The organism is Methylocella silvestris (genome assembly GCF_002891535.1).
GTDB classification, from domain to species: Bacteria; Pseudomonadota; Alphaproteobacteria; order Rhizobiales; family Beijerinckiaceae; genus Methylocapsa; species Methylocapsa silvestris_A.
The window spans coordinates 25,116-46,629 of record NZ_PDZR01000029.1 but is presented as its reverse complement, the minus strand read 5'-3'; the positions used below and the strand labels follow the sequence as shown (position 1 = coordinate 46,629).

At 61.4% G+C, this 21,514-nt stretch carries 16 protein-coding genes and 1 pseudogene; 14 read left to right on the top strand and 3 right to left on the bottom strand.

Annotation, left to right across the window (positions count from 1 at the left end; genetic code table 11):
* From CR492_RS18180 to CR492_RS18125, 12 genes and pseudogenes are all read left to right on the top strand, one after another.
* Positions 1-128: pseudogene (locus CR492_RS18180) on the top strand (IS5 family transposase); the annotation flags it as partial.
* Between the two features lie 432 nt (positions 129-560).
* The gene (locus CR492_RS18175; protein ID WP_102845149.1) at positions 561-1,499 is read left to right on the top strand and encodes a transporter; all 939 of its coding nucleotides are present in this window, start codon (positions 561-563) and stop codon (positions 1,497-1,499) included.
* Between the two features lie 348 nt (positions 1,500-1,847).
* Positions 1,848-2,972 (top strand): NAD(P)-dependent alcohol dehydrogenase, encoded by a 1,125-nt coding sequence (locus tag CR492_RS18170; RefSeq protein ID WP_102845152.1) that lies wholly within the window; start codon positions 1,848-1,850, stop codon positions 2,970-2,972.
* A gap of 9 nt (positions 2,973-2,981) precedes the next feature.
* The gene (locus tag CR492_RS18165) at positions 2,982-4,505 is read left to right on the top strand and encodes a class I adenylate-forming enzyme family protein (protein WP_102845148.1); all 1,524 of its coding nucleotides are present in this window, start codon (positions 2,982-2,984) and stop codon (positions 4,503-4,505) included.
* 12 nt (positions 4,506-4,517) lie between these two features.
* Positions 4,518-5,942, top strand: coding sequence for an aldehyde dehydrogenase family protein (locus CR492_RS18160; RefSeq protein WP_102845147.1), 1,425 nt, complete (start codon positions 4,518-4,520; stop codon positions 5,940-5,942).
* A gap of 283 nt (positions 5,943-6,225) precedes the next feature.
* Entirely contained in the window at positions 6,226-7,218 is a 993-nt protein-coding gene (locus tag CR492_RS18155; RefSeq protein ID WP_102845146.1) for a DUF7064 domain-containing protein, read from the top strand.
* A gap of 5 nt (positions 7,219-7,223) precedes the next feature.
* Entirely contained in the window at positions 7,224-8,030 is an 807-nt protein-coding gene (locus tag CR492_RS18150) for an HAD family hydrolase (protein ID WP_102845145.1), read from the top strand.
* Positions 8,031-8,080: 50 nt separating this feature from the next.
* Positions 8,081-8,497, top strand: a complete 417-nt coding sequence (locus CR492_RS18145) for a PEP-utilizing enzyme (RefSeq protein ID WP_102845144.1) — start codon at positions 8,081-8,083, stop codon at positions 8,495-8,497.
* 48 nt (positions 8,498-8,545) lie between these two features.
* A complete protein-coding gene (locus CR492_RS18140; RefSeq protein WP_102845143.1) occupies positions 8,546-9,955 on the top strand; it encodes a hypothetical protein in 1,410 nt (469 codons plus the stop codon).
* Between the two features lie 3 nt (positions 9,956-9,958).
* Complete coding sequence (locus tag CR492_RS18135; protein ID WP_102845142.1) at positions 9,959-10,579, top strand: hypothetical protein; 621 nt, start codon at positions 9,959-9,961, stop codon at positions 10,577-10,579.
* Positions 10,572-13,067 (top strand): pyruvate, phosphate dikinase, encoded by a 2,496-nt coding sequence (locus CR492_RS18130; RefSeq protein WP_102845141.1) that lies wholly within the window; start codon positions 10,572-10,574, stop codon positions 13,065-13,067. Before CR492_RS18135 ends, CR492_RS18130 begins: the two co-directional genes overlap by 8 nt.
* Positions 13,068-13,149: 82 nt before the next feature.
* Entirely contained in the window at positions 13,150-15,387 is a 2,238-nt protein-coding gene (locus CR492_RS18125) for a helix-turn-helix domain-containing protein (protein WP_102845140.1), read from the top strand.
* 462 nt (positions 15,388-15,849) lie between these two features.
* Here CR492_RS18125 and CR492_RS18120 read toward each other — a convergent pair whose 3' ends face one another.
* Entirely contained in the window at positions 15,850-16,752 is a 903-nt protein-coding gene (locus CR492_RS18120) for a LysR family transcriptional regulator (RefSeq protein WP_102845139.1), read from the bottom strand.
* 115 nt (positions 16,753-16,867) lie between these two features.
* Entirely contained in the window at positions 16,868-17,758 is an 891-nt protein-coding gene (locus CR492_RS18115) for an acetoacetate decarboxylase family protein (protein WP_102845138.1), read from the bottom strand.
* Positions 17,759-18,169: 411 nt separating this feature from the next.
* On the opposite strand from CR492_RS18115, the gene CR492_RS18110 reads away from it, so the two are divergent.
* A complete protein-coding gene (locus tag CR492_RS18110; RefSeq protein WP_180982609.1) occupies positions 18,170-18,673 on the top strand; it encodes a DUF6152 family protein in 504 nt (167 codons plus the stop codon).
* A gap of 264 nt (positions 18,674-18,937) precedes the next feature.
* Positions 18,938-19,603, top strand: coding sequence for a nuclear transport factor 2 family protein (locus tag CR492_RS20880; RefSeq protein WP_180982608.1), 666 nt, complete (start codon positions 18,938-18,940; stop codon positions 19,601-19,603).
* 206 nt (positions 19,604-19,809) lie between these two features.
* Here the strand turns inward: CR492_RS20880 and CR492_RS18100 are convergent, their stop codons facing one another.
* The gene (locus CR492_RS18100) at positions 19,810-21,312 is read right to left on the bottom strand and encodes an efflux transporter outer membrane subunit (RefSeq protein ID WP_102845136.1); all 1,503 of its coding nucleotides are present in this window, start codon (positions 21,310-21,312) and stop codon (positions 19,810-19,812) included.
* Positions 21,313-21,514 lie beyond the last annotated feature (202 nt).

Below are 21,514 nucleotides of genomic sequence, written 5' to 3'. Positions count from 1 at the left end.
GCTTCAACAAACTGAAAAACTGGCGCCGCTTGGCGACCCGCTACGACAAGACCGCCGAAAGCTACCGCGGCTTCGTCCTCATCGCCGCCGTCCGACTATGGATGAGGGTATTTGTCAACAGGACCTAGGAGATGTCGGCGCCCCATTTGGCGACGTCGTTGCGACGAGGTTGTAGATCGGGGGCGCCGTCGGTCCGCATTGCGATCAGGGTCAACATGTTCGGAGGCCGCGCCACGAGTGATTGGAGTGCGCCCCGTCGACCGTGTGACTGATGGCGACTGGCACGTAACGCGACCAAGCGTCGAGATAACGGCCAGATAGACGAAGCAAGCGCATCGGCAGAAAAAGCGGCTTGTCCGCGAGCGCGCGTCAGTCTTGCCCGTGGGTCAACGGATGAAAGATGGCGTCTCGTTTTATCCTTTGCTGCTATAGGCCCACCGAGGCAACAGTGTCAGCAATAATAAAAATAGCTGACTTCGCCATGGCGGGAAGATCTTACCTGTCCATCTCGAAGCTCATGTCTGGTCAACAATAATACACTTGATCTGAGGGAGAACGCGATGAGGACGAGTCTCGAGAAATTTGCCATAAACCAAGAAAGAGCGGGCACTCTAAGTATATTCCGGTTGGGCGTCTTCGCGGCTTTGCTCGCGATTTCTGGGCTATATGCGCCGAGCGCCAGAGCACTCGACGTCGATGCCGACGACTACAGCGCGGGGGCGCTTCCAGCGGGCACAAATCTCGGGCTCCTCTATGGGCAATTCGTCAATCGTGACGCCAACTACTCCGCCGGCCAGAGGGTCGGGAATGGAACGCTCGATTCCGAGGTGGGAATTCTCCGCTATGCACATTTCGTCGAAATAGGGCCCTTTATCGCGGACCCGCAGTTCCTGCTCCCCTTCGGGCATTTGCAGGGTAGTGGCGATCTTGGCGCGCTTGGCCAGACGACCGGCGTCGGCGACCTGATCCTGGCGTCAACCATCTGGCTCTACAACAAGCCTGAGTCGAATTTGTTTTTCGGGATTACGCCAGTGCTCTATGTTCCAATTGGAACATACAACTCGAGCAATGGGTTGAATCTTGGAGAGAATCGTTGGAAAGGCGCGTTGCAGGCCGGCTGGGTGATACCTGTCTTCGTCAAGGAGCTCGTCCTTCAGCTGGTAGGGGACGTAACATTCTATGGCAACAACACCTCTTACGGGGCGAGGGGGCAGACGCTACAGCAGCTGCCGCTCGTCTCGCTTCAGAGCTGGTTCAAATATGCCGTAACCCCTGATTTCGACATAAGGTTAGGCGCGACCTATTACGCCGGGGGCCAGACAAAGGTTAACTCTACCGTCAGCAGCGACAGCCTGAGCACAGTCAATTTCAAGGTGGGCTTCGCGTGGAATTTCGCCCCGAGCTGGAATATTATGGCGCTCTACGGGCGGGATATTTCGGTTGATAACGGCCTGAGAGAAGCCAATCGCGTCAATCTCCGGCTGATGAAGGCGTTCTGAGCGCCCGACTTTCTGCTCATCGCGGCGCTGCGCCTCCCCAGCAGTCCGCTTATTCGCCGCGCTTCCAGAGATGGGGCGCGGCGTTTTTTTGGCTGCGGCCCTCCGCGCGCCGGCGGAGGCGCCCTGGAGCGTCTCTGGCGCCGCTCGCAAGCTCAAGACCGCGGAAAAGAAAGTTCATCTGTCTTTGACTGATAAAGCGACGCCCCCTTTTTATCCCTGCAGGCAATAGGCGGTTCGCCTGCCGCGCTTCATTCTGCGTTTCGAAACGGGGAGGAAATTTGTTCGCAGGAAAGCTGCGCGGCAAATCCCGCACGCATACACAAAAATAATCAAGTGGAGCGCGTGAAAATGCTACGGATGAAAGCTGCTGTGGTCCGCGAGAAAGGCGGACCATTCCTCGTCGAGATGATTGATCTTGATGATCCGCGGGGCGACGAGGTCCTCGTCAGGATCGCCGGCGTCGGCATGTGCCACACGGACCTTGTGGTCCGCGATCAATATTTTCCGACGCCCTTGCCGGCCGTTCTTGGTCATGAAGGCGCCGGAGTCGTTGAGAAGATTGGCTCTCAGGTGAATAAGGTCGCCGTCGGCGACCATGTGGTGTTGACCTTTGCAAGCTGCGGTAAATGCGTCAATTGCCAGAGCGGACGATACGGCTATTGCCCCGACCTCTATGCGCATAATTTCAGCGGCGCCAGGGCTGACGGATCTAGCCCCTGCTGCGACGCCCATGGCAGCCGGGTCAGCGGCTATTTCTTCTCGCAATCTTCATTCGGCGAATATGCGCTGGCGACCGAACGGAACGTCGTCAAAATTCCAAACGATGTACCCCTTGAGATTATGGGGCCGCTGGGCTGTGGCGTTCAGACTGGCGCCGGAGCGGTCATCAACGCGCTAAGGCCCGGGGCAGGGACCAGCATTGCGATCTTCGGCGCGGGGTCGGTTGGACTTGCCGCGGCGATGGCGGCGCAAGTGGTCGGATGCGCCCAGATCATCGTCGTCGATTTGAACGATCGCCGGCTGAATCTGGCGATGGAGCTCGGAGCGACGCACGTCGTCAACGCCGGTCGGGATGACGCGGTTCACGCTGTCAGAGCGCTGACGAGCGGTGAGGGTGCGCAGTTTTCGCTTGAATGCACGGGCCTGCCGAAAGTGGCGCGCCAGGCGGTCGACTGCCTGAGGTTGACTGGTATTTGCGGAATCATCGGCGTCGCGCCGCTCGGCACGGAAATGATGCTCGACATGAATGGGATTCTCTTCGGCCGCGCGGTGCGTGGAATTATCGAGGGCGACAGCATTCCCGATATTTTCATCCCGCAATTGATCGAGCTGTGGCGGCAGGGGCGGTTTCCCTTCGACCGGCTGATCCGGAAATATCCTCTGACGGAAATCGAAGCTGCTGCCCGCGCCTCGGAATCGGGGGAAGTGCTGAAAGCCGTCTTGATCCCGGACGCCGTCACGGTCGGGAGCTAAGAGGCCGTGATGCCGCAGGCCGTGATGTCGAATCTTACGCAGCGCGCGGCGCAGCGCTACAAGGATGCCGTCGCATTGAAGCTGCCGGGGGCGGGCTGCTTCACTTTTCAGGAGCTTGACGATCTCGCCGGACGCTTTGCCGGCGGCATTCGCGGCCTTGGCGTGCGCCCCGGCGATCGGGTGCTGCTGCATCTGCCGAATGGCTGGGAATGGATCGTCGCCTATCACGCCATCGCGCGTATGGGCGCTGTCGTCGTTCCCGCCAATTTTCTGCTCAGCGCTGCGGAGGTGGCGTTCGCCGCACGTGATTGCGGGGCGATCGCGCTGATCTTGCCGGCGGAGCGCAAAAGCGCGGTCGAAGTGAACGCGAATGTTGCCGTCGTTGCGCTCGGGTCATCCGCAGGCGCGGTCGAATTTGAGACATTACTCGCAGGCGCCTGCATTGATCCGGTCAAGCGCGCGCCAGACGATCTTTTTACCATCGGCTACACCTCCGGCACCACCGGCAAGCCAAAGGGAGCGATGTTGACGCACGGATGCGTCTTCGCGAGCATGGCGGCGACCGCGACGATGCATGTCCGCCATGCAGCGGACATTGTGCTGTCCTCGCTGCCCTTCGCGCATGTCTACGGCAATATCGTCATGAACGCCGTGTTTCTGACAGGCATGCGGCTGATTTCAACGCCGCGCTTTGAGGCGGGAGCAGCGCTAAAGCTCATAGAAGACGAGCGCGTCACGCTCTTTGAAGGCGTGCCGACGATGTATTATCAGATGCTCGCACATCCAGATATCGTCTCCGCCGATCTGCGCAGCTTGGTCCGCTGTACGGTTGGCGGTCAGACCATGCCGCTTTCGCAGATTGAGGCGGTCACGAATCGGTTCGGCTGTCCTTTGCTCGAACTGTGGGGAATGACCGAAGTCGCCGGGCCGGCGATCACCCATTCGCCCTACTGGCCGCCGCGTTATGGTTCGATCGGCCTGCCTGCGCCCGGAGTCGAAGCCCGCATCGTTGATCTTGGCGATCCGACGCGCAGTCAGGCTACAGGCGAATTCGGCGAGCTGATGGTGCGCGGGCCGATGGTGACGCGCGGCTATTGGAACAACGCCGAGGCGACAGCCTGTGCGATCGATGGCGATGGCTGGCTATCCACAGGCGACGTCGCGCGGGCGGACGCAGACGGCTACCTTTTCATTGTCGATCGTAAAAAGGATCTCATCATCACCGCCGGCTACAATATTTATCCAGCCGAGCTTGAGCAGGTCATCGCCATGCATCCTGCGGTCATGATGGTTGCAGTGGCGGCGGTTGCGGACGCCGAGAAAGGCGAATTGGCCGAGGCCTTCGTCGTGCGCCGGCCCGGCGCCTTGCTTGATGAAATCGAACTGCTGATCCATTGCCGCAAGCATCTGGCGTCCTACAAAGTGCCCCGGCGCGTTCGCTTTGTGGAAGATCTGCCGAAGACCAGCACCGGTAAGATCATGCGCCGGAAGCTGCGTGATCTGGCTCCCGGCCGCCTTGCCTCACAAGTTTGAAAGAGCGTTTCCATGAGCATCGACTTTTTTTCCGATTATACGATGTCGATCGACGGCGCCGCTGCGACATCGGCGGCGACATTCGAGGCTTTCAACCCGGCGACCGAGGAAGTCATAGCGACGGTCCCTGACGCCGGCCGGGAGCAGCTCGAGGCCGCCGTCGCCGCGGCCAAGCGCGCCTTTCCGGCCTGGAGCGCGCGGCCGATCACGGAGCGCCAGGCGCTGGTTGCACAAATCGGCGACCTGATCGAAGCGCATGCCGAGGACTTTATGCGGTTGCTCACGTGCGAGCAGGGTAAGCCGCGCAAGGGCGCCGAATGGGAGATTTACGGATCGGTGATCTGGTGCCGGGAAATCGCCAAACAGGAGTTGCCCGTTCATGTCTGCGAGGAGAGCGAGACGCGTCTGGTGGAAACCCGTCGCGAGCCGCTTGGCGTCATTGCCGGAATTACGCCGTGGAATTTTCCTGTACTGCTCGCAATCTGGAAGATTGCGCCGGCGCTCGTCGCCGGCAACACGATGGTCCTGAAGCCCTCGCCCTATACGCCCCTTTGCACGCTTAAGCTTGGTGAAATTCTGCGCGGGGTTCTGCCTCCCGGCGTTCTGAATGTGGTATCCGGCGGTAATGATCTTGGCGTCTGGCTGACGACCCATCGGGACATTCGCAAGATCAGCTTTACAGGCTCGACCGAAACCGGCCGCAAGATCATGGCCGCGGCGTCGGGTAATATCAAGCGCGTGACCCTCGAACTCGGCGGCAATGATCCTGCGATCGTCCTTCCCGACGTCGACGTAAAGGAAACCGCAGAAAAGCTGTTCTGGGCGGCATTCCAGAACAGCGCGCAGTTTTGCGTCGCCGCAAAGCGCCTTTACATCCACGCCGATATTTACGACGACCTCGCCGCCGAACTGGTCGCCTATGCGAAAACGGTGAAAGTCGGCGACGGCTCCCTGCAAGGCACCGACCTTGGTCCAATACAGAACAGGATGCAGTTTGAAAAACTGAAGAACCTGCTCGCCGACGCTAGGGCCAGCGGTCTGCGCTTTCTGCTTGGCGGAGAGATCACCGACCAGAAAGGCTTCTTTGTGCCCGTGACGATTATCGACAACCCGCCGGAGAACAGCCGCGTCGTCGTTGAAGAGGCGTTCGGCCCGGTCCTCCCCCTCCTCAAATTCGATGACATTGACGGCGTGATCGCGCGCGCCAACGATACCGAATACGGCCTTGCGGCCTCCGTCTGGGGCAAGGACGTCAAGGCGGCGCGGCGGGTCGCGGAGCGGATCGACGCCGGAACCGTGTGGGTGAACGAGGCGCATACCTTCTCGCCGCATGTTGCCTTCGGGGGACATAAACAGTCTGGTCTTGGCGTCGAAAACGCGCTTGAGGGGCTTGCCGAGTACACCAGCGCGAAGACGCTCGTCATCAATGGGGCCTGAGCGGCGCCGAAATCGCCGTGATCCAACCGTCGCTGTCGAAACGCGGCCGCCTTCGCGCCATCCTGACGCGGGCGCTCCATCTGGCGGGAGGGATGGTCGACGCCTCCACCTGAAGCAGCGGCGCATTCTGACGGCGGCGGAATAAACGAACGATCGGCCTCCTCGTCGGATAAAGTTGAGCGCCGTTATTATCTGCTAAAGATATGGCGCGGGACCATGGATCGCCGCTAGTTTCACCGTCACGATCTCAAAAAGCAAGATTTTGGAAACAGGGGAGAAATGCATGATTGGGGCCGCGGACGCCGAATTCCATCCAGCTGATCCCGACAAACTGAATTGGGCGGAAACCAATTTCTTTGGCTTTTACAATGCCGAGGAGAGATTGAATATTGGCGTATACGCTTTGTTTCGCACCAATCTGCGCACCGTCAACTCAACCATCTGCATGAATTCCGGCTTTGCGATCACGCCGTGGGAGGCCGATTACGTCGACTATCAGTCCGTCATTCCTATGGCGCCTGACTGCAGTCTGCTCGACTACCGCCTCGCCAATGGGCTGCACATCCGCTGCGTTGAGCCGAACATGGTCTGGGAGATCAAATTCGACGACGGCGAAGGCACTTTGATCGACGTCGTCTACCGATCCATCATGCCTGCATTCGATATTCACGATCCGGACATGGATCCGATGGTTGGCCGCCATGACGGCGACTTCGCCTGGGGAACCGCCTACAATGGCCATTTTGACCAGACGGGTCACTACCAGGGCAGCGTGACCCTGCGCGGCCGGACGATTCCGATCGACTGCATTTCCACCATGGACCACAGCTGGGGTCCGCGGCCGGAGCGCGGCGCCCCCAACATGAGCTGGCTGCATGCGCATTTCTCGAAAGATCTCGCGGTTCACGCCATCTTCAGTTTTGATCCTGAGCAGAACGGGCTGAGGCTCTCCTTGACACACGGTTATGTGGTGGAGCGCGGCGAAATCTTCGGTCTCAAGGCGGGCTCCGGCCAGGCGGTGCGCCGGCGCGACCGTTACGCCGAGAGCGTCGAGCTTTTGCTCGTCGATCGCGCCGATCGGGAGTGGAGGCTTTCCGCCAAGGGGCTGACGAGCTTTCCGTGGCAATGCTGGGCCAATATGGTTTCATTTAACGTGCTCGGACGGTGGGAGACGAATGGTCTTGTCGGATATGGCGAGATTCAGGACTTCTTCGAACTACCGCAACTGACCCGGTTGAACTCGATCCCGGCGACGCGCATCGCCGCGGCGGCTTGAAGTCGATGGCGAGACAAATCCGTGCGATTCTGTTCGATCTCGATGGAACGCTCGTGCAGACCCGGGACGCGTCCTGGGCGCTGTTCGAACGGACCAACAAGAAATTCGCGCTCGGCATCGATGACCGCGAGCAATTCTTCAAGCTCTTTCGGGACAATCTGTTCGTGGCCGTCCCGCAGGCCTGCGGCGACCAGGAACGCGGCGTCGCGGCGATCGATCATTTCCTCGAGCTTCTGCGCAAGGAATATAATCCGCCGCTGGTGCCGGGCATCGCGGATGTCGTCAGGACTCTCGCGGCGCGTTGCGTTCTCGGCATCGTTTCAAGCAACGCACTCGAGGCGATCCGGCGGATCGCCGACGACGCCCGTATCGCCCAATGCATAGCCCATGTCTTCGCAGGCGATATCGAGCCTGACAAACGCAAAAGCATCCGCCAATTCCTCGCCGACCCGTCATACGCCACGCTGCGCATCGGCTCACCCGCCTATCAGGAGCGTACGCCGAAACCCTTCGAACCCGATGAGGTCGCAGTTGTGACAGACACGGTGTGCGACGTTAGGCATGCGCGCGAATGCGGCGTTCGAACGCTTGGCGTCTCATGGGGAATGCACAAGGCAAGCGAGCTTATGGAAGCGGGAGCGGAGAAAGTCGCGGTCTGGCCGCAGGAGATCATCTCCTGGGCGCTGCCGCCGCCGCAGTCGGACACGGTCGAGGAACGCGCCGGCGACGTAGAGCCGCCGCCGCAGACGGACCTTGAACCGGTCCTTGAAAAATCCGCCGTCAGGCGCCTGAAAGGACTTCGCGCTGAATAGAGCCGCAAGCAAATGCGGTCCAGCGACACCAACAAAAAGGAGAGGAAACAATGAAAGTCATAGCGCAAGGATACAACAGCTTCGAAACAAAAAAATCGTCCGAAGGGGAGGTTGTCTATCTGCCAAATCCGCAATCCGTGATCAAACTGATCCAGAGCGGAAAGCTGAAGGAGCACATATTGCTCGTTCAGGGGGGCACGACGACTTTTCTTTCGCCTGCGCTGACCATGGGCGCGATTGGCGTCATCACGCTGTCGGGCGCGCCGGAATCGCACCTTGGAATTCTGTCGCGCGAATTTCAAATGCCCTGCGTCATGACGGCTCATCTCGTCGACAGCGACACACGCTATGTCACCGGCGGCGATAATGAGGAGCATTTTGGCGCGATGATCAGCCGTCTCCAAGGCAAGCGCGTGCGACTTGATTGCAGCGACGTCGATCATGGCAAGATCGTCGAGCTTGATTGAAGCAACAATATAACAAGCAAAAGCAACAGCACAGGGCGAGGAAAAACAATGAGCAGCTATAAAAAGCGTTATTCCGAAGGCGATGACGGGCTCCGGTTTCAGGATCTCGCCTATGTCGGCAATTTCAAGGGCCAGGAACCTGTGCGCGACGGCATCGTCGGCGATCGTATCATGCGCTCCCGCGCCAAGTCGAAGGTGCTTGAAAAAGTCAGCCGCGAGGACGTCCTTAAAGGTCAGTTCACGCTCAATGAGCTGAACGACCTCAACAATTATCTCGCCTGGAATATCTGGGACGTCCTCGTTATGCGCGCAACGGAGGGCGTTTCCGGCATGATCCCCCGCCAGGAATATGAAATCCTCGCGTTCATGAACGAATTCTACCGTTGGCCCGAGATTTTGCGCATGACCACCGACGAGATCGGCGCGGAAGGCGTGATCAATATCGGCGCGACGGCGCGGCGCGAGATCGGCATCAAGGTCAACGCCGTGCATGACTGGTGCATCGGCGCCGTCGGCTTCGGCATGGGCCGCTGCGGATTGCTTGCTCTTGAGGCGATCAAGCCGAACGACTATGTCGAGGAAAGCAACGAAATCCTGAAATTCATGCAACGCGTCCTGTGGGGCAAGCGGCAGGATGGCTATATCCTGAATTCTCAGGATCGCTATCGCTGCGCGATCCACGACAAGGACGTCATCGAGACGCTGGCCTCCCATATCGAATATTTCGAGCCGGGCAGCGACAAGCACCAGAAGTTCACGAGGTTCAACGCATCGGCTGAATTGCTCGCGTTCCTGGACCATTTCGACAACCGCCTCGGCCTCGGCGACACGGGCCCCTATGAGCTCCCGGACGGCAAGATTCTCATCATCCGCGATCTTTTCACGAATGAGGAGGTTTATCACTGGAGCGACGCCTGCGACAACGCCGGCGTTCCTCATTGCTACAGCCTGTTGCTGGTGATCGATGCGGAGGCGATGAGCCTCGAGGAGATCAGAGTCAACGATATCTCGACCACATTCACAAGGCCAAAGAACTACATCGAGCACATCGTCGGCGGCGCGATTTTCGTGCGCGAAAAGTGGAACACGCCGATGTCGGAAATCTATCCGATCGCGATTGACAAGCTTGAGAAGCGGGTCGAAGGCATCCAGCAGGCGACAATGGGGCTCTATAGCAAGCTCGCCCGCATGTCCCGGCGCCAGCTTATCACCAACGGCATGTACACCTATTACATCGACATGATCCTGCCGCATCTGCGCCTTGCCGGCACCTATGAGAAGGCCTGCGTCGATTATGATTTCTGGGAGATCGATCAACGCGTCGCCAACTATTATTACGACATCACCAAGCGGGGCTTCGCGCAGGCGGTCGTGCCGCAGAAGATATTTTCGGGGGAGGGCTATCTTCCGTTCCCGGATGGAACGGATCTGCGCCGCTCGAAATATTTCTGGAGTTGAGTCATGATGGTTTCCGGCAATCGCGCATCGATGGAATCGCCGCCGGTCGCGCCCTTGATCGACGACGACACATTTGACGTCTTGAACGCCATCTATCTGCACAAGATGGCGACGCCACAGCATGTCGTCGAGGTCGCCGAACTCGCAGAGCCCGAGGTTGAGGGCATCCTGAAGCGGCAGCAGGGCGAGGAGGCTGTGATCGATCTTGGCGGCTCTTTCGTCCTTGACGAAAAAGGGACCGCAAAAGTGCTCGCCTTCTACCGCGAGGTCTATGCGCCATTGCGCGCGCAGGCCGGCGTCATCGCCTGGTACGACAAATTCGAAACAAGCCTCAACCAGCAGTTCATCAAGGCGGTTTCCGACTGGCAGACGTCTGCCGGAGACGATCGCGCCCGCGAAAAGATGACGAAACTCGTCGAGCGGATGATCCGGACCTTGCGCCAGCTCGCCACCGACGTGTCCCGTTATGAAAAATACGCCAAGCGCTTCGAACGGGCGATGGCGCGCGCCGACCGCGGCGACGACGATTTCGTCTGCAAGCCGACGGTGGATTCCATGCACAACATCTGGTTCGAATTTCACGAGGATATTCTTGCTCTGATAGGACGCCCGCGCGATGTCTGAGGTGCTTGAAACGACGGCGGCCTGCTTCGTCTGGGACATCCGCGAGCTCGATCCGAGCGATGGCAGGAGATTTGGCGGCAAGGCGACCGGGCTAGCCCGGATGGTCGCGGCGGGCATCCCCGCGCCGCCGGCTTTCGCCATCGGCACTGACGCCTTCCATGCCTTCCACGCGAACGGCCGGCGTCTTCCGGGCGCTCTGCGCCGCCAGGTCGACGAGGCTATGGCGGCGCTCGGCGCGCAGGCGGGGCGGAGGTTCGGCGTCGCCGGGGATGGCGAGCTGCCTCTCCTCGTGTCGGTCCGCTCGGGCGCGCAGGTCAGCATGCCGGGAATGATGGACACCGTTCTGAATTTGGGCCTCGACGCGAAGCTGGCCGCCAAAATGATCGCTGGCGCCGGCGCGCGCGAATTCGTCATCGATAGCTGGCTACGATTCTGGAAGATGTACGCCGAGATCGTGCTCGGCCTCGACGGTGAGGTTCTCGCCGAGGAAATTGCGCCACAGCGCGCGGCCGCAATCGCCGGACGAATTGATCTCGAGGCGCTGGAAGCGGCGATCGTCGCCTACGTCGCCGCACAGGGGGAGGACGCATCGACGGATCCGCGCGCCCAGCTCGATCAAACCATCTCGGCGGTCTTCGCATCCTGGGACAGCCCGCGGGCAAAAGCCTATCGCCTCCATCACGGCATAGCCGAGGAACTCGGAACGGCGGTCACGGTGCAGGCCATGGTCTTTGGCAACGCCGACGATAATTCCGGCTCCGGCGTCGCCTTCTCACGCAATCCGAATGACGGCGATCCGGCACTCTATGGGGAATATCTCGCTGGCCGTCAGGGCGAGGATATCGTCTCCGGGGCGAAGACGCCGATCGACCTCTCCCGCTGCGAGGGGGCCTACGCCGATCTGCGCGCAAAGCTCGACGAGCATGCGCGCACGCTGGAGCGCCTCTACGGCGATGCCGTCGACATCGAATTCACCGTCGAATCGGGCAGGCTCTATCTGCTTCAGGTGCGCCCCGCCAAGCGCACGGCCGAGGCTGCCGTCCGCATCGCCGCGGATCTTGTCGAAGAGGGCCTGGTCGACCCGGCGGCCGGCCTCAAGCGGGTCTCCGCCGAGCAAGTGAAACGGCTGCTGCGTCCTGTGTTCGATCCCGCCAAACTCGCCGGCGCGCGAAGCATCGCAAAAGGCATCGGCTCTTCGCCCGGGCAGGCGAGCGGCGTCGCGATTTTCGATTCGGACCGCGCGGCCGAGCGCGTGGCGGCGGGCGAGGCCGTCATCCTCGTGCGGCCGACGACGAGCCCGCTCGACATTCGCGGCATGATCGCGGCCGGCGGCATATTGACGGCGCGGGGAGGCGCGCTGAGCCATGCCGCCGTCGTCTCCCGGGCGCTCGACAAGCCTTGCATCGTTGGATGCGAGACGATCGAGATCAATCCGAACGAGAAGGTTTTCGTCGCAGGCGGCAAACGCTATTGCGAGGGCGACTGGATCGCCATCGATGGCGCAAGCGGTCTTGTTTACGAAGGCGCGATTGATCTCATCGCGCCGGTTCAAGGCGCTCGACGCTTATCTCGGTTGCTCGAAAAAGCCGACGCGCTGTCGCGAGCGACGATCTTTACCGTGACTCATAACGGCGGCGAGGCCGCGCAGATCGAGGGGGCCGGGGCCGCGCGCGCAATGATCGGAATGACCGATTTCGCCCTCGCGACCGGCTCGATCGCAGCTCTTATCGATTGCGTCAGCCGGATTGGACGCGCAAACGCCGCGACGACGGAAAGCGGCCTGGCGGAGATCGCGCGAACGCTCGCCACAAGGATTCTCGAATGCGCCGAGGCGCAGATAAACCATATTCGCCTTCCGAGGCTGGCGTCCGAACGCGCCCGCTCACTCATTCCCGATTGGTCCGATCTCGACCCGCGCCTGTTTCTGCCGCTTGGCAGCCCGGCATTTTACCGGCCCTTGCTTCATGGGCTTTCGCAGGCGTCCTTGGATCGGGACGCGCCTGTCACAGTCTTCCTTGGCGGCGTCACAGACGTCGGCGAATGGCGTCGTTTCCACGATGAAGCCGAAGCGTTTCCAAATCTCGCCGCCGGCGTCACCGTTCAGAATGTGGCGTGCCTCGACGCAGCGCCTGCAATGCTCGCAGAAGGCGCGACCTTGTGGCTCGACATGGACGAGATCCTTTTGTCCGCGCATGGATTGACGCCCGAGCATTATCTGGTCGCGACCGCGCTTGATGACTATGTCCAGCAAGGCCTCATGAGCGCGCATCCGCGTGGCTCCCTGAAGCCGTTTCTCGCCTCTCTCCTGAACAAACTGGCGAATGCGTCGGGCGCTGCCGAACGCGTCGGCGTTGATTGCGGCGCCGGCTGCGATCTCGGCCTGCTTCGTGCTCTCTATGGGGAAGGCTTCCGCACTTTTGGCGTTTCTCCCGGCAACCGCGAGGTTGTTTGCCTTGTGCTAGGACAGGAGGCTGTATTTAATTTATGATCCTGCGCCAGATAGGGCTCGAAAAGAAGCCCGGCGCCGCCTGCGCCCGGTTCAGGGACCGCGGCATTCATGAGGAGACGACGTGGTTGCATCCAAACTGGATCTCTGCGCGCCCGCGCGTCGTTCGACGCCCGAAGTCGGCGACGACCCGTTTCTTGCTCTGGATGCGCTGACGCGGCGCGTCGTGGCGGCGGTTGAAGGCGGTTCGCATTCGGTGTTTGCGGAGGCCGAACGATCGCTTTTGGAGTTTGCCGATGCGCGCGCCGTGCGGATCCTCGTCAACGCCGCCGGAAGCTGGCGCCCGTGGCGTCAGCTCAACATGCCGGACGCCCCGTCGCGCATCGACCCCGCGCCCGAGCCGGAGATTTCTGCGGGCTCTCCTTTTCTCGCGGATAATCGCATTGTGGCGCCTATCCGCCCCGGAAGCATCGTGGCGCTGATTGACCACGCTGCTATCGGCGAAGTCCGCCTGAAAGCGCTGGGCGTCGCAGCAAATTGCATCGATCTTGCGATCGCGACAGGCGAGCGCCAGGACAGTTCGAGCCGCAACGCGACGGAGATGCAGGCGCTTCAGAACGTTGCTGTGCGTATCCTCCAGAGTTCCGACATTGAGGAGATCCTGCTTCTCGTCAGTCATGAAACCAAGCGGCTGCTTGCTTCGGACATTTGCGGCGCGCTGATGCGCGACGGCGACGAGGTGGTGATGCGAAATTGCGTCGGCCATTTTTCAGTTGAGATGGCTAAGCTGCGCATGAAGCCCGGAAAGGGCGTCGCCGGACGCGTGCTGGCCACCAGCGAGCCTTGCGTCGTCGCCAATTACGTCGATAGCGATGCGATCAGTCCTGACTTCATTCCCCTCGCGCGGATTGAAAAGGTGCGGTCGGCGGCGGCCGCGCCCATTCTCTCGCGCGATGCGGTCATTGGCGTCCTCGAAGTATGGCGGCGGCGGCCTTCAACCTATACCGAGCAGGATACCAACCTGCTTCTCGCGCTGGCCGGCCTTGCTTCACTTGCGATCGTCAATGCGGAGCTCTTGCAATCGCGCGCCTCCGCCGCCGCGGAGCTGGCGGTCGCCAATGCCGCTCTCGCGCAACGTTGCAGCACGATCGAGAATTCAGCCAAGTTTCAGGAAAAAATCGTTCAACTGATGCTGAGCGGCCGCTCTCTTGCCGTCCTGGCGGCGACGACTGCGGAGCATGTGGCGGGCACTGTCCTGGTGCTGGATCGCGATCTCGCCGTCGAGACCGCGCAGCCCGATCCCGTAGAAAGCGCGGGTCCGATCCTTGATGTGGCGCGGTCCATCATCAAGAAAGTTAATCGCATTCCCGATCAGGCGATCATCAAAGGCGCGGGCGCTGACCATGTGCTGGCGCAGCCTGTTCTCGCGGGCGCTGAACTGCTTGGCTGGATTGTCTGGCACGGCGAAGCTGATCCATCCGAGACGACGAGATTAGCGCTAAGCCATGTTTCGCTCGCGGTCGCGATGCTGTTGCTCGAACGTCGGAGCGCCGCCCGCGCGCGCGCAGAGACGGTGCAGGCGGTGCTCTGGGATCTGCTCGAGGGCGATGAAATGGTGAGCGCCGCGGCGCTCGATCGCGCGCGGGAAATGAACGTGTCCTTCAGGGGAAAAGTCTGCGTGCTTGTCGCCACTCTGGAGGGTTTTGGATGTGGCCGGGACGGCCGCGCCGGCCTGCCGGATGGAACCACCCATGACCGCGTGCTTGACCGCGCCCGCCTCTCCGAGCTTGGACAAAGCGCCCATATGGTAGGCCTGCGCGGCGATCAGCTGCGCATGATCTGCAAGGCCGCTGACGCGGAGTCGCTTTGCGCCACGGCGGCCCGCATGATCAGCGACATCAGGCGTGAAACTCCAGGCCTTTCGCTGAAGGCGGGCATCAGCGGACCATGCGGCGATCTGCGAAAGCTGCCGGCCTGTTTCCGTGAAGGAACCGTAGCCCTCGAAGTCGCGCAATACCGCCGCGGCCAACCGGTCGCCTGTTATAGCGACATCGGCGTGCTCGGCCTGTTGATCAATTTGCGCGGCAAAACGGACATCAGGCGCGTCAGCGAGGAGATCCTTGGCGAGCTTACGTCGGAGCCCGAGCCGTCGCGTAAAATCCTCCTGGAGACGATGCAGACATTTTTCGAGTGCGACTGCTCGCAGATTGCGACCGCCGCCAAGCTCGGAATGCATCAAAAGACCATCGCCTATCGGCTCGGTAAAGTGTCACGCCTGACAGGCCTCAATCTCGGCCGTCATCAGGATCGGCTGCTCGCCGATATAGGGATTCGCCTGAGCCTGACGCTTGAAGCGAAATAAGCGCGAGGCGCCGATCGAAAGGAATTTCACGAGGCGGGCGCGCGCTCATCCCGGAATTGACGTCGCGCCAGTGGTTGCAATCCGCCGGCGATCCTGAAGGCCGAATTGCGTGGCCGCCCAACCGCCGCGCGCTGCTGCGTCATCGGCGTCAAGGAGCCAGAAGCTCTGAAGCAAAGCCTTCCCGTTAGCGATCCTGCGGGTTCGCGGGGAACAGGGAAAAGCCCCGATGTCCTTTCGGAGACCGGGGGCGCCTCGCTTTCGCAAGAACGGTTGGTTGCGGGGACACACAACCATGTCAGATTGCTATTTAACGCCAAAGCGTGATCGGCGCGTTTAACGCTCAACCTGCCGGGGCTGATAACCAAACGACCCGACCGTGACTTCCCGGGCGTGACCAGTCTAGCGACAAATCCGAGGACGTCTGTCCGACGACACGGCCGCATTTGGCATGGACTTCAATCGTCAATCCTCCCTCGACTCACGGAACCGGCGCTTCACCAGCGCAAGCAGTATTGCGGCGGCGTCAGACATCGGCACGTTGCACCGGGACACGATGCCCAAAGTGCGCGTGATCGAGGGATTGCGGATCGGCAGCGCAACCAAGCCGGGGGAAAAGGCGGCGTTGAGCGACAGCTGCGGCGCGATGGTCAGCGCGACATGATCCGCGACGAGGCCAGCGGCGGTGGCGATGTGTTGAACCTCGTAGCGCCATTTCAGTCTTTCGCCACGCGCGCCCAATGCAGAATCGATGATCGCGCGGTTGGCGGTCTGCGCGCTGACACGCACCAGGGGCTCGTTCTCGAAATCGCTCCAGACCACCGTGCTTCGTCGCGCCAGCGGATGATCTTGCGGACAGAGCAGAACATAGCGCTCCTTGGCGAGCGGCTGCATCTCCAGATCCCATCGTCCGGCGGAAAGCACGGTGATCCCGAATTCCGCTTCGCCGCGTTCGACCAGATCGGCGATTTCGGCTGCGGAATTGTCGTAGACTCGGACTGCGACATCGGGCAAGCGCTGCGAAAAGGCGTCAAGCAGCTTCGGCAGGTGCGAGGTGGCGATTGTGGGCAGGCAGCCGATCGACAAGGTCTCGCGCTTTTGCCGCCCCTGCGCCTTGAGGTTTTCGCAGGCGGCGCCCAATTCCTCGAGCATGGCGCCCGCGCGCGGCAGCAGTTCCGCCCCCGCCGGGGTGAGCAGCACTTTGCGCGTGGTGCGGGCAAACAATCTAAGGCCGAGCTCTGCTTCGAGCTTGCGCAGCCGGTGACTCAGCGCGGTCTGCGAGAGATTCAGATGAGTCGCTGCGCCCTTGAAACTGCCCCGGTCTGCGATGCTCAGGAAAGCTTCAATGCCGAGGAAGTTGATGCGCATGAAATGGCCCGCTGGTCACGTGAATTGAACCGCAGTTCAGGGCGCCGCCTTCGACGAAGCAACAATAAATTGCAGGCCGCCGTCGCGAGATTTGGACCCTGGCGGCGGCAGGCGCTCAGGCTGGTTCGATCGCACGCATGGAGTTGAGGGTGACTCCAATCGCCGGGCCGGAGAAGGACACGAGCTCAGCGTCGACGAATTCAAGAAAATCGAGATCTGCCATGCTGTTCACGATATGGAACGACAAAGGCAACTGCTCGAACGTTGCGCGGCGCCAATTCAGCCCGCCTTGGCCGACCCACTTCCGGAATTCGAAGGCGTCGAAATTGATGTTGGCGGCCTCGCCACCCTTTGCCGCAGGCGGCGCAGCTGTGGTGGCATAGGCCACGTCCGGTTGGTCTTTGCCCCACGGGCTCGTGCGGGGAAAGTATTTGTAATAAAGCTGCGCGCCGTCCGATCCCGGCAGGCCCCTTTCGAACTCCTTCAATTCCACAAGTTCACGCAGTTCGATGTCGAAAAAAGTGTGGTCGAACCAGGATGCCGAGCAACGCGCCGAGCCCGCATCTTCGTTCCGATCGATCTCCGTGAAGTTGGCGAACATTTTGGGGAAACCAAGTTCTTCGCGCCCGGTCATGATGGCGTCGGGGCTGCCCTCCCAGATGATTGGACAGAAGGAGCCATCGAGCCGCTCGGTCTTGCCTTGGTAGGTCACCGGGAAGTCGATCGAGAGAATGCCATAACCGCGCCCCGCCAGCCAGAACAGGTTCTTGAACCAGGCGCAGGAGACCGAGACGATTGGCTCGCCCCGAAGCGAAAACCCTGGCGGAAGCAGCCGCTCCAGTTTCTGCGGATCGGTCCGATAACTGATCTTCATCCAGTCTGAATGCATCCGGCCGGCCTCTTCCGGCGTCCAGGGCCGGCCCTCGGGATGCTGCCGCGGTCCGGGGGTCGGGCCGAATACGACGGGCATCCTGTAACGCACGCCAGGCAACAGTTTCGCAGGCATTCCGTGCTCCTGTTCTATTTCAATTGGGCCGGTTCTTCGTTGCTTTCGAGCTCACGATCGGTTCGCCAACTCGCGCATAGAACCGCGCCGCCGCTCGCTTGCGGCCACCACCAGAAAGCATGCCGGGGATGGATCGGAGAAACTAGCTTACTCATTTCCTCCTCCCATCGTCATCGCGCAGCGCGAGAGAAGGCGCGTGCGCGCGCAATCGAGTTTGAAGGGGCGCGGACAAGCATCCGCGAGCGAGTTCCAGCTCAAAACGCTCCAACCAGCGGCCGGCGCGTAATGAGACAGCTGTTTTGCTGCGTCGAAAAAACTTTCGATGCCGATCGAAGCTCGCGAAATCCTACAACGACAACGGGCCGAACTCTGCGGGGCGAAAACCTTGGCAAAGGGGGGTGGCCACAGCTCATGAGAACGAAATTGAGAACCATCTGGAGCTGGAAGTCGAGGGCGGCATTTCAGGGCGTGACCATCGCCATGCTGGCAATAACGGGACCCACCTTGCCCGCATTCGCGCATCACTCTTTCGCGGCCTACGACATGGCCCAAGAGGTTTCCGGTAGGGGCGCGATCAAGGAGTTCCATTGGGGCGCGCCGCATTGCGCCATCATCATCACGGTTCAACAAGCCGACGGCTCGTCCAAGGATCTGCTGCTCGTCAGCGTCGCGCCGCAAATTTTTGCCATGCAGGGCTTTTCGCCGAAAGCCTTTCATACCGGCGACGAGGTGAGCTTCAGCTATCATCCCAACCGGACGGGCGCCGAAGGCGGCTCGCTGGCGAGCCTCACCTTTCCCGATGGCCGCGTTTTCAAGGCGCCCGAAGCCGGGCCTCCACCAGTCGCGGACAGCCAGCCTACCGGTGGCGCGCCGCCGCCTGCCGGGGGGGCGGCTGACGGCCCTGCAGCGAAGTGATCTGACGAGGAGCCCGCGTGTTGAAGCTGAACGCGAAGCTCGGCTCTGGGTTTCCAGTTTAAGCGGCGGCGCCGGCCCAGCAGGCCATGGCGTTTCCCCGGGGCGCGCCCCGCCGTGCTTTTCGCCCTCGGTTGTCGCCTCGCCGGGCAGAGGGGGGCCAACTCAAGCGGTGTCGCTGTGCGCCTGCGCGCCAGCAGATTGGCGACTACCTTCGTTTAACGACATGGGTCGTGCGCCCATGCGGTTTCGAAACAGGGAGCAAAGATGAACAAACGTATGATCAGACAAGCCTTGGCGGCCGGAATAGCCGCCGCGACACTTGGCGTCGCGGCGCCGAGCTTCGCACGTGACGAAGCGCAAGAAAGCGCCAACGTCAAGTTGGTTCAGGATTTCTACGCCGAGCTTGACCAGGCGACCGCCTCCGGGAAAATTCGGGAAGAGGCGTCACCCATTGCGGCGAAATTCATTGCACCGAATTATATCCAGCACATGGAAGGCGCCCCGAGCGGACGTGATGGCTTCGTCAAGCTCATGAGCCAAATTCCGCCGGGTCCACCGCTGCCGCCCGCCAAGCTGATCGCCATCATGGGCGAAGGCGACAAGGTGATCCAGGTCACCTCCCGTGAAATGCCCGATCCTGTCACCCATGCGACGAAGTCGAACCTCGTGTGGAACATGTTCCGCATCGAAAACGGGCAATTGGCTGAACATTGGGATTCAATGCCGAGCTTCGGTCCTCCCCCGGGCGGACCTCCGGGAGGGAAGCCGCAGGCAGCCATGATACCGCCTGGCGGAATGCCTCCGGGAGGAATGCCCCCGCCAGGCCGCATGCCCCCGGGCGGACCGCCTCCGGGCGGCATGCCTCCGGGACCACCTCCGGGCGGAATGCCTCCAGGACCGCCTCCGGGACCGCTTCCGGCGAAGCCATGATCGACACAGAATAAAAGGAAATGAGATTTGGCGCCGTCCCGAGCCGGCGCCTTTTTCTACGCCGCAGAGCGCCGCTTACTGCTGGCAGGTCCTGATCAGGGTCGGTGAACTGAGCATATTCTTCTCCGAACCGAAGGTCCCCGTAAGCGAATGCCGCGCACACTTTCGGGAATGTGCGGTAGGACGCTTTCCGATCGGGACATGCTTCAGGGCTGGATTGCGGCTATAGGCTCCGGCCCCATCATTTCCTGAGCGGTGGCGACCCGCGGCCCCTCGTTAACGTCGATGACCTCCGGCGAAGCTGAATCGACGGGCCGCGTCCAGCCGCCGCCCAGCGCCTTGGCCAGCGCCACATGGTCGGTCGCGATGGCAACCCTGCTGACGAGCAGCGAATCCTGTTCCGAATAGAGTGATCGCTCGGCGTCGAGCACCTCGAGAAAGCTGGAGCTTCCCAAAGTGTAGAGCGACCGCGACAGCGCAGCGGCTTTGGCGTAGCCGGCCGCCGATTCCGCCAGCTTCTTCGCATGCAGTTTTTCCTGAGCCAGCGCCACTATGGCGTTCTCGACGTCCTCAAGCGCCGTCAGCACCGTCGCGCGCCACGAAACGAGATATTCGTCGCGTGTCGCCTTCGCGTAATCCACCTGCGCTGTCAGCTGGCCGCCCTGGAAGAAGGGGATGGACAGGCTCGGGCCCAAGGACCATGCGATGGTCGAAGCTTTGGCGAAATCTTCAATCCGAAACGCATTGCTGTATAGCGAGCCCGTCAAAGTCAGTTTGGGGTAGAGCTGCGCTTCGGCGTAGCCGATCTGCGCGGTATATTGAGCCACCCGCTTCTCGGCGGCCCGCACATCCGGGCGGTTGCTCAGAAGGTCGGCGGGCAGGCCAAGCGGCAGGCTCTTGGGTGTGGAAGGAACAGGTCTTGCCACCGCCAGACGCGCCGCAAGCGCGCCTGGCGCCTGCCCGATGAGAATCCCGAGACGATGCATGGCCTGGGCAAAGGAGGCGCGAAAGGGCGGAATGGTCGCTTCTGTATTGGCGGCGAGCGCCTCGGCGTTGAAGGTGTCGACCGCAGAGGCGGAACCCACCTGAAACTTGATGCGCGTGAGAGCCGCCGTCTTGCGTTGAGATTCCGCTGTGCTGCGCGCGAGAGCGATGCGGGCCTGATAGCCGCGCAACTCGATGTAATAGGTTGCGACATCGCCGACCAGGGTCAGGAGCGCTGCGTCGAGATCGTCCTCCGCCGCATGCGCGGCGAAATCATACGCCTCAAGCGAGCGCCTGTTACCCCCAAAAATGTCGATCTCCCAACTTGCGTCGAGTCCGCCGACGAATTGGTTGTAATTGCTGGCGCCGCCCTCAGCTGCGCCGGTCTGCGACGCCGACAGTTGCTGCTCCGTCGACGAGGCCGTGCCGCTCAATGCCGGAAGAAGCGCGGCGGCGCTGACGCGGCGGCTGGCGCGCGCCTCACGCACCTTGGCCTTCGCGCTGGCCACGCTCTGGTTGCCGGCGATGGCCTCCTTGATGAGCCCATCCAGCACGGGATCGTTGAAAGACCGCCACCAGTCGCCGAGATGCGCGGGGCTGGCCTTGTCGTCCGGCGCCTCGCTCCATTTGGCCGGGATCGGCGCGTTGAGCGGCGTGGCGATTGGACCGACGGCGCAGCCCCCGAGCGAAAGAACGCATATGGACAGGAGCGCCGAGCGCTTCATGCATGAGTCTCCGCGGACTTGCCGCCTTGAGTGAACAATCGCCGCGCGGCGACAAAGAGAAGCGGGATGAACAGCACGCCGAGCGCCGTCGTCGAGATCATGCCGAACATCACGCCACCCCAACGACATAAGACACCGTCGCTATGCGCGAATTCGTCGGCGAACTGACACGATTGCGCTCAGGCTTTCCTATTCTCGCAGG

What these genes read in the sequence shown, in the direction of transcription:
- CR492_RS18140 (WP_102845143.1), top strand. Translation starts at nt 8,546, where the DNA reads ATGAGCAGCTATAAAAAGCGTTATTCCGAAGGCGATGACGGGCTCCGG.
- CR492_RS20880 (WP_180982608.1), top strand. Translation starts at nt 18,938, where the DNA reads ATGAACAAACGTATGATCAGACAAGCCTTGGCGGCCGGAATAGCCGCC.
- CR492_RS18120 (WP_102845139.1), bottom strand. Translation starts at nt 16,752, where the DNA reads ATGCGCATCAACTTCCTCGGCATTGAAGCTTTCCTGAGCATCGCAGAC.
- CR492_RS18135 (WP_102845142.1), top strand. Translation starts at nt 9,959, where the DNA reads ATGATGGTTTCCGGCAATCGCGCATCGATGGAATCGCCGCCGGTCGCG.
- CR492_RS18165 (WP_102845148.1), top strand. Translation starts at nt 2,982, where the DNA reads ATGCCGCAGGCCGTGATGTCGAATCTTACGCAGCGCGCGGCGCAGCGC.
- CR492_RS18130 (WP_102845141.1), top strand. Translation starts at nt 10,572, where the DNA reads ATGTCTGAGGTGCTTGAAACGACGGCGGCCTGCTTCGTCTGGGACATC.
- CR492_RS18115 (WP_102845138.1), bottom strand. Translation starts at nt 17,758, where the DNA reads ATGCCTGCGAAACTGTTGCCTGGCGTGCGTTACAGGATGCCCGTCGTA.
- CR492_RS18145 (WP_102845144.1), top strand. Translation starts at nt 8,081, where the DNA reads ATGAAAGTCATAGCGCAAGGATACAACAGCTTCGAAACAAAAAAATCG.
- CR492_RS18110 (WP_180982609.1), top strand. Translation starts at nt 18,170, where the DNA reads ATGAGAACGAAATTGAGAACCATCTGGAGCTGGAAGTCGAGGGCGGCA.
- CR492_RS18155 (WP_102845146.1), top strand. Translation starts at nt 6,226, where the DNA reads ATGATTGGGGCCGCGGACGCCGAATTCCATCCAGCTGATCCCGACAAA.
- CR492_RS18100 (WP_102845136.1), bottom strand. Translation starts at nt 21,312, where the DNA reads ATGAAGCGCTCGGCGCTCCTGTCCATATGCGTTCTTTCGCTCGGGGGC.
- CR492_RS18175 (WP_102845149.1), top strand. Translation starts at nt 561, where the DNA reads ATGAGGACGAGTCTCGAGAAATTTGCCATAAACCAAGAAAGAGCGGGC.
- CR492_RS18150 (WP_102845145.1), top strand. Translation starts at nt 7,224, where the DNA reads ATGGCGAGACAAATCCGTGCGATTCTGTTCGATCTCGATGGAACGCTC.
- CR492_RS18170 (WP_102845152.1), top strand. Translation starts at nt 1,848, where the DNA reads ATGCTACGGATGAAAGCTGCTGTGGTCCGCGAGAAAGGCGGACCATTC.
- CR492_RS18160 (WP_102845147.1), top strand. Translation starts at nt 4,518, where the DNA reads ATGAGCATCGACTTTTTTTCCGATTATACGATGTCGATCGACGGCGCC.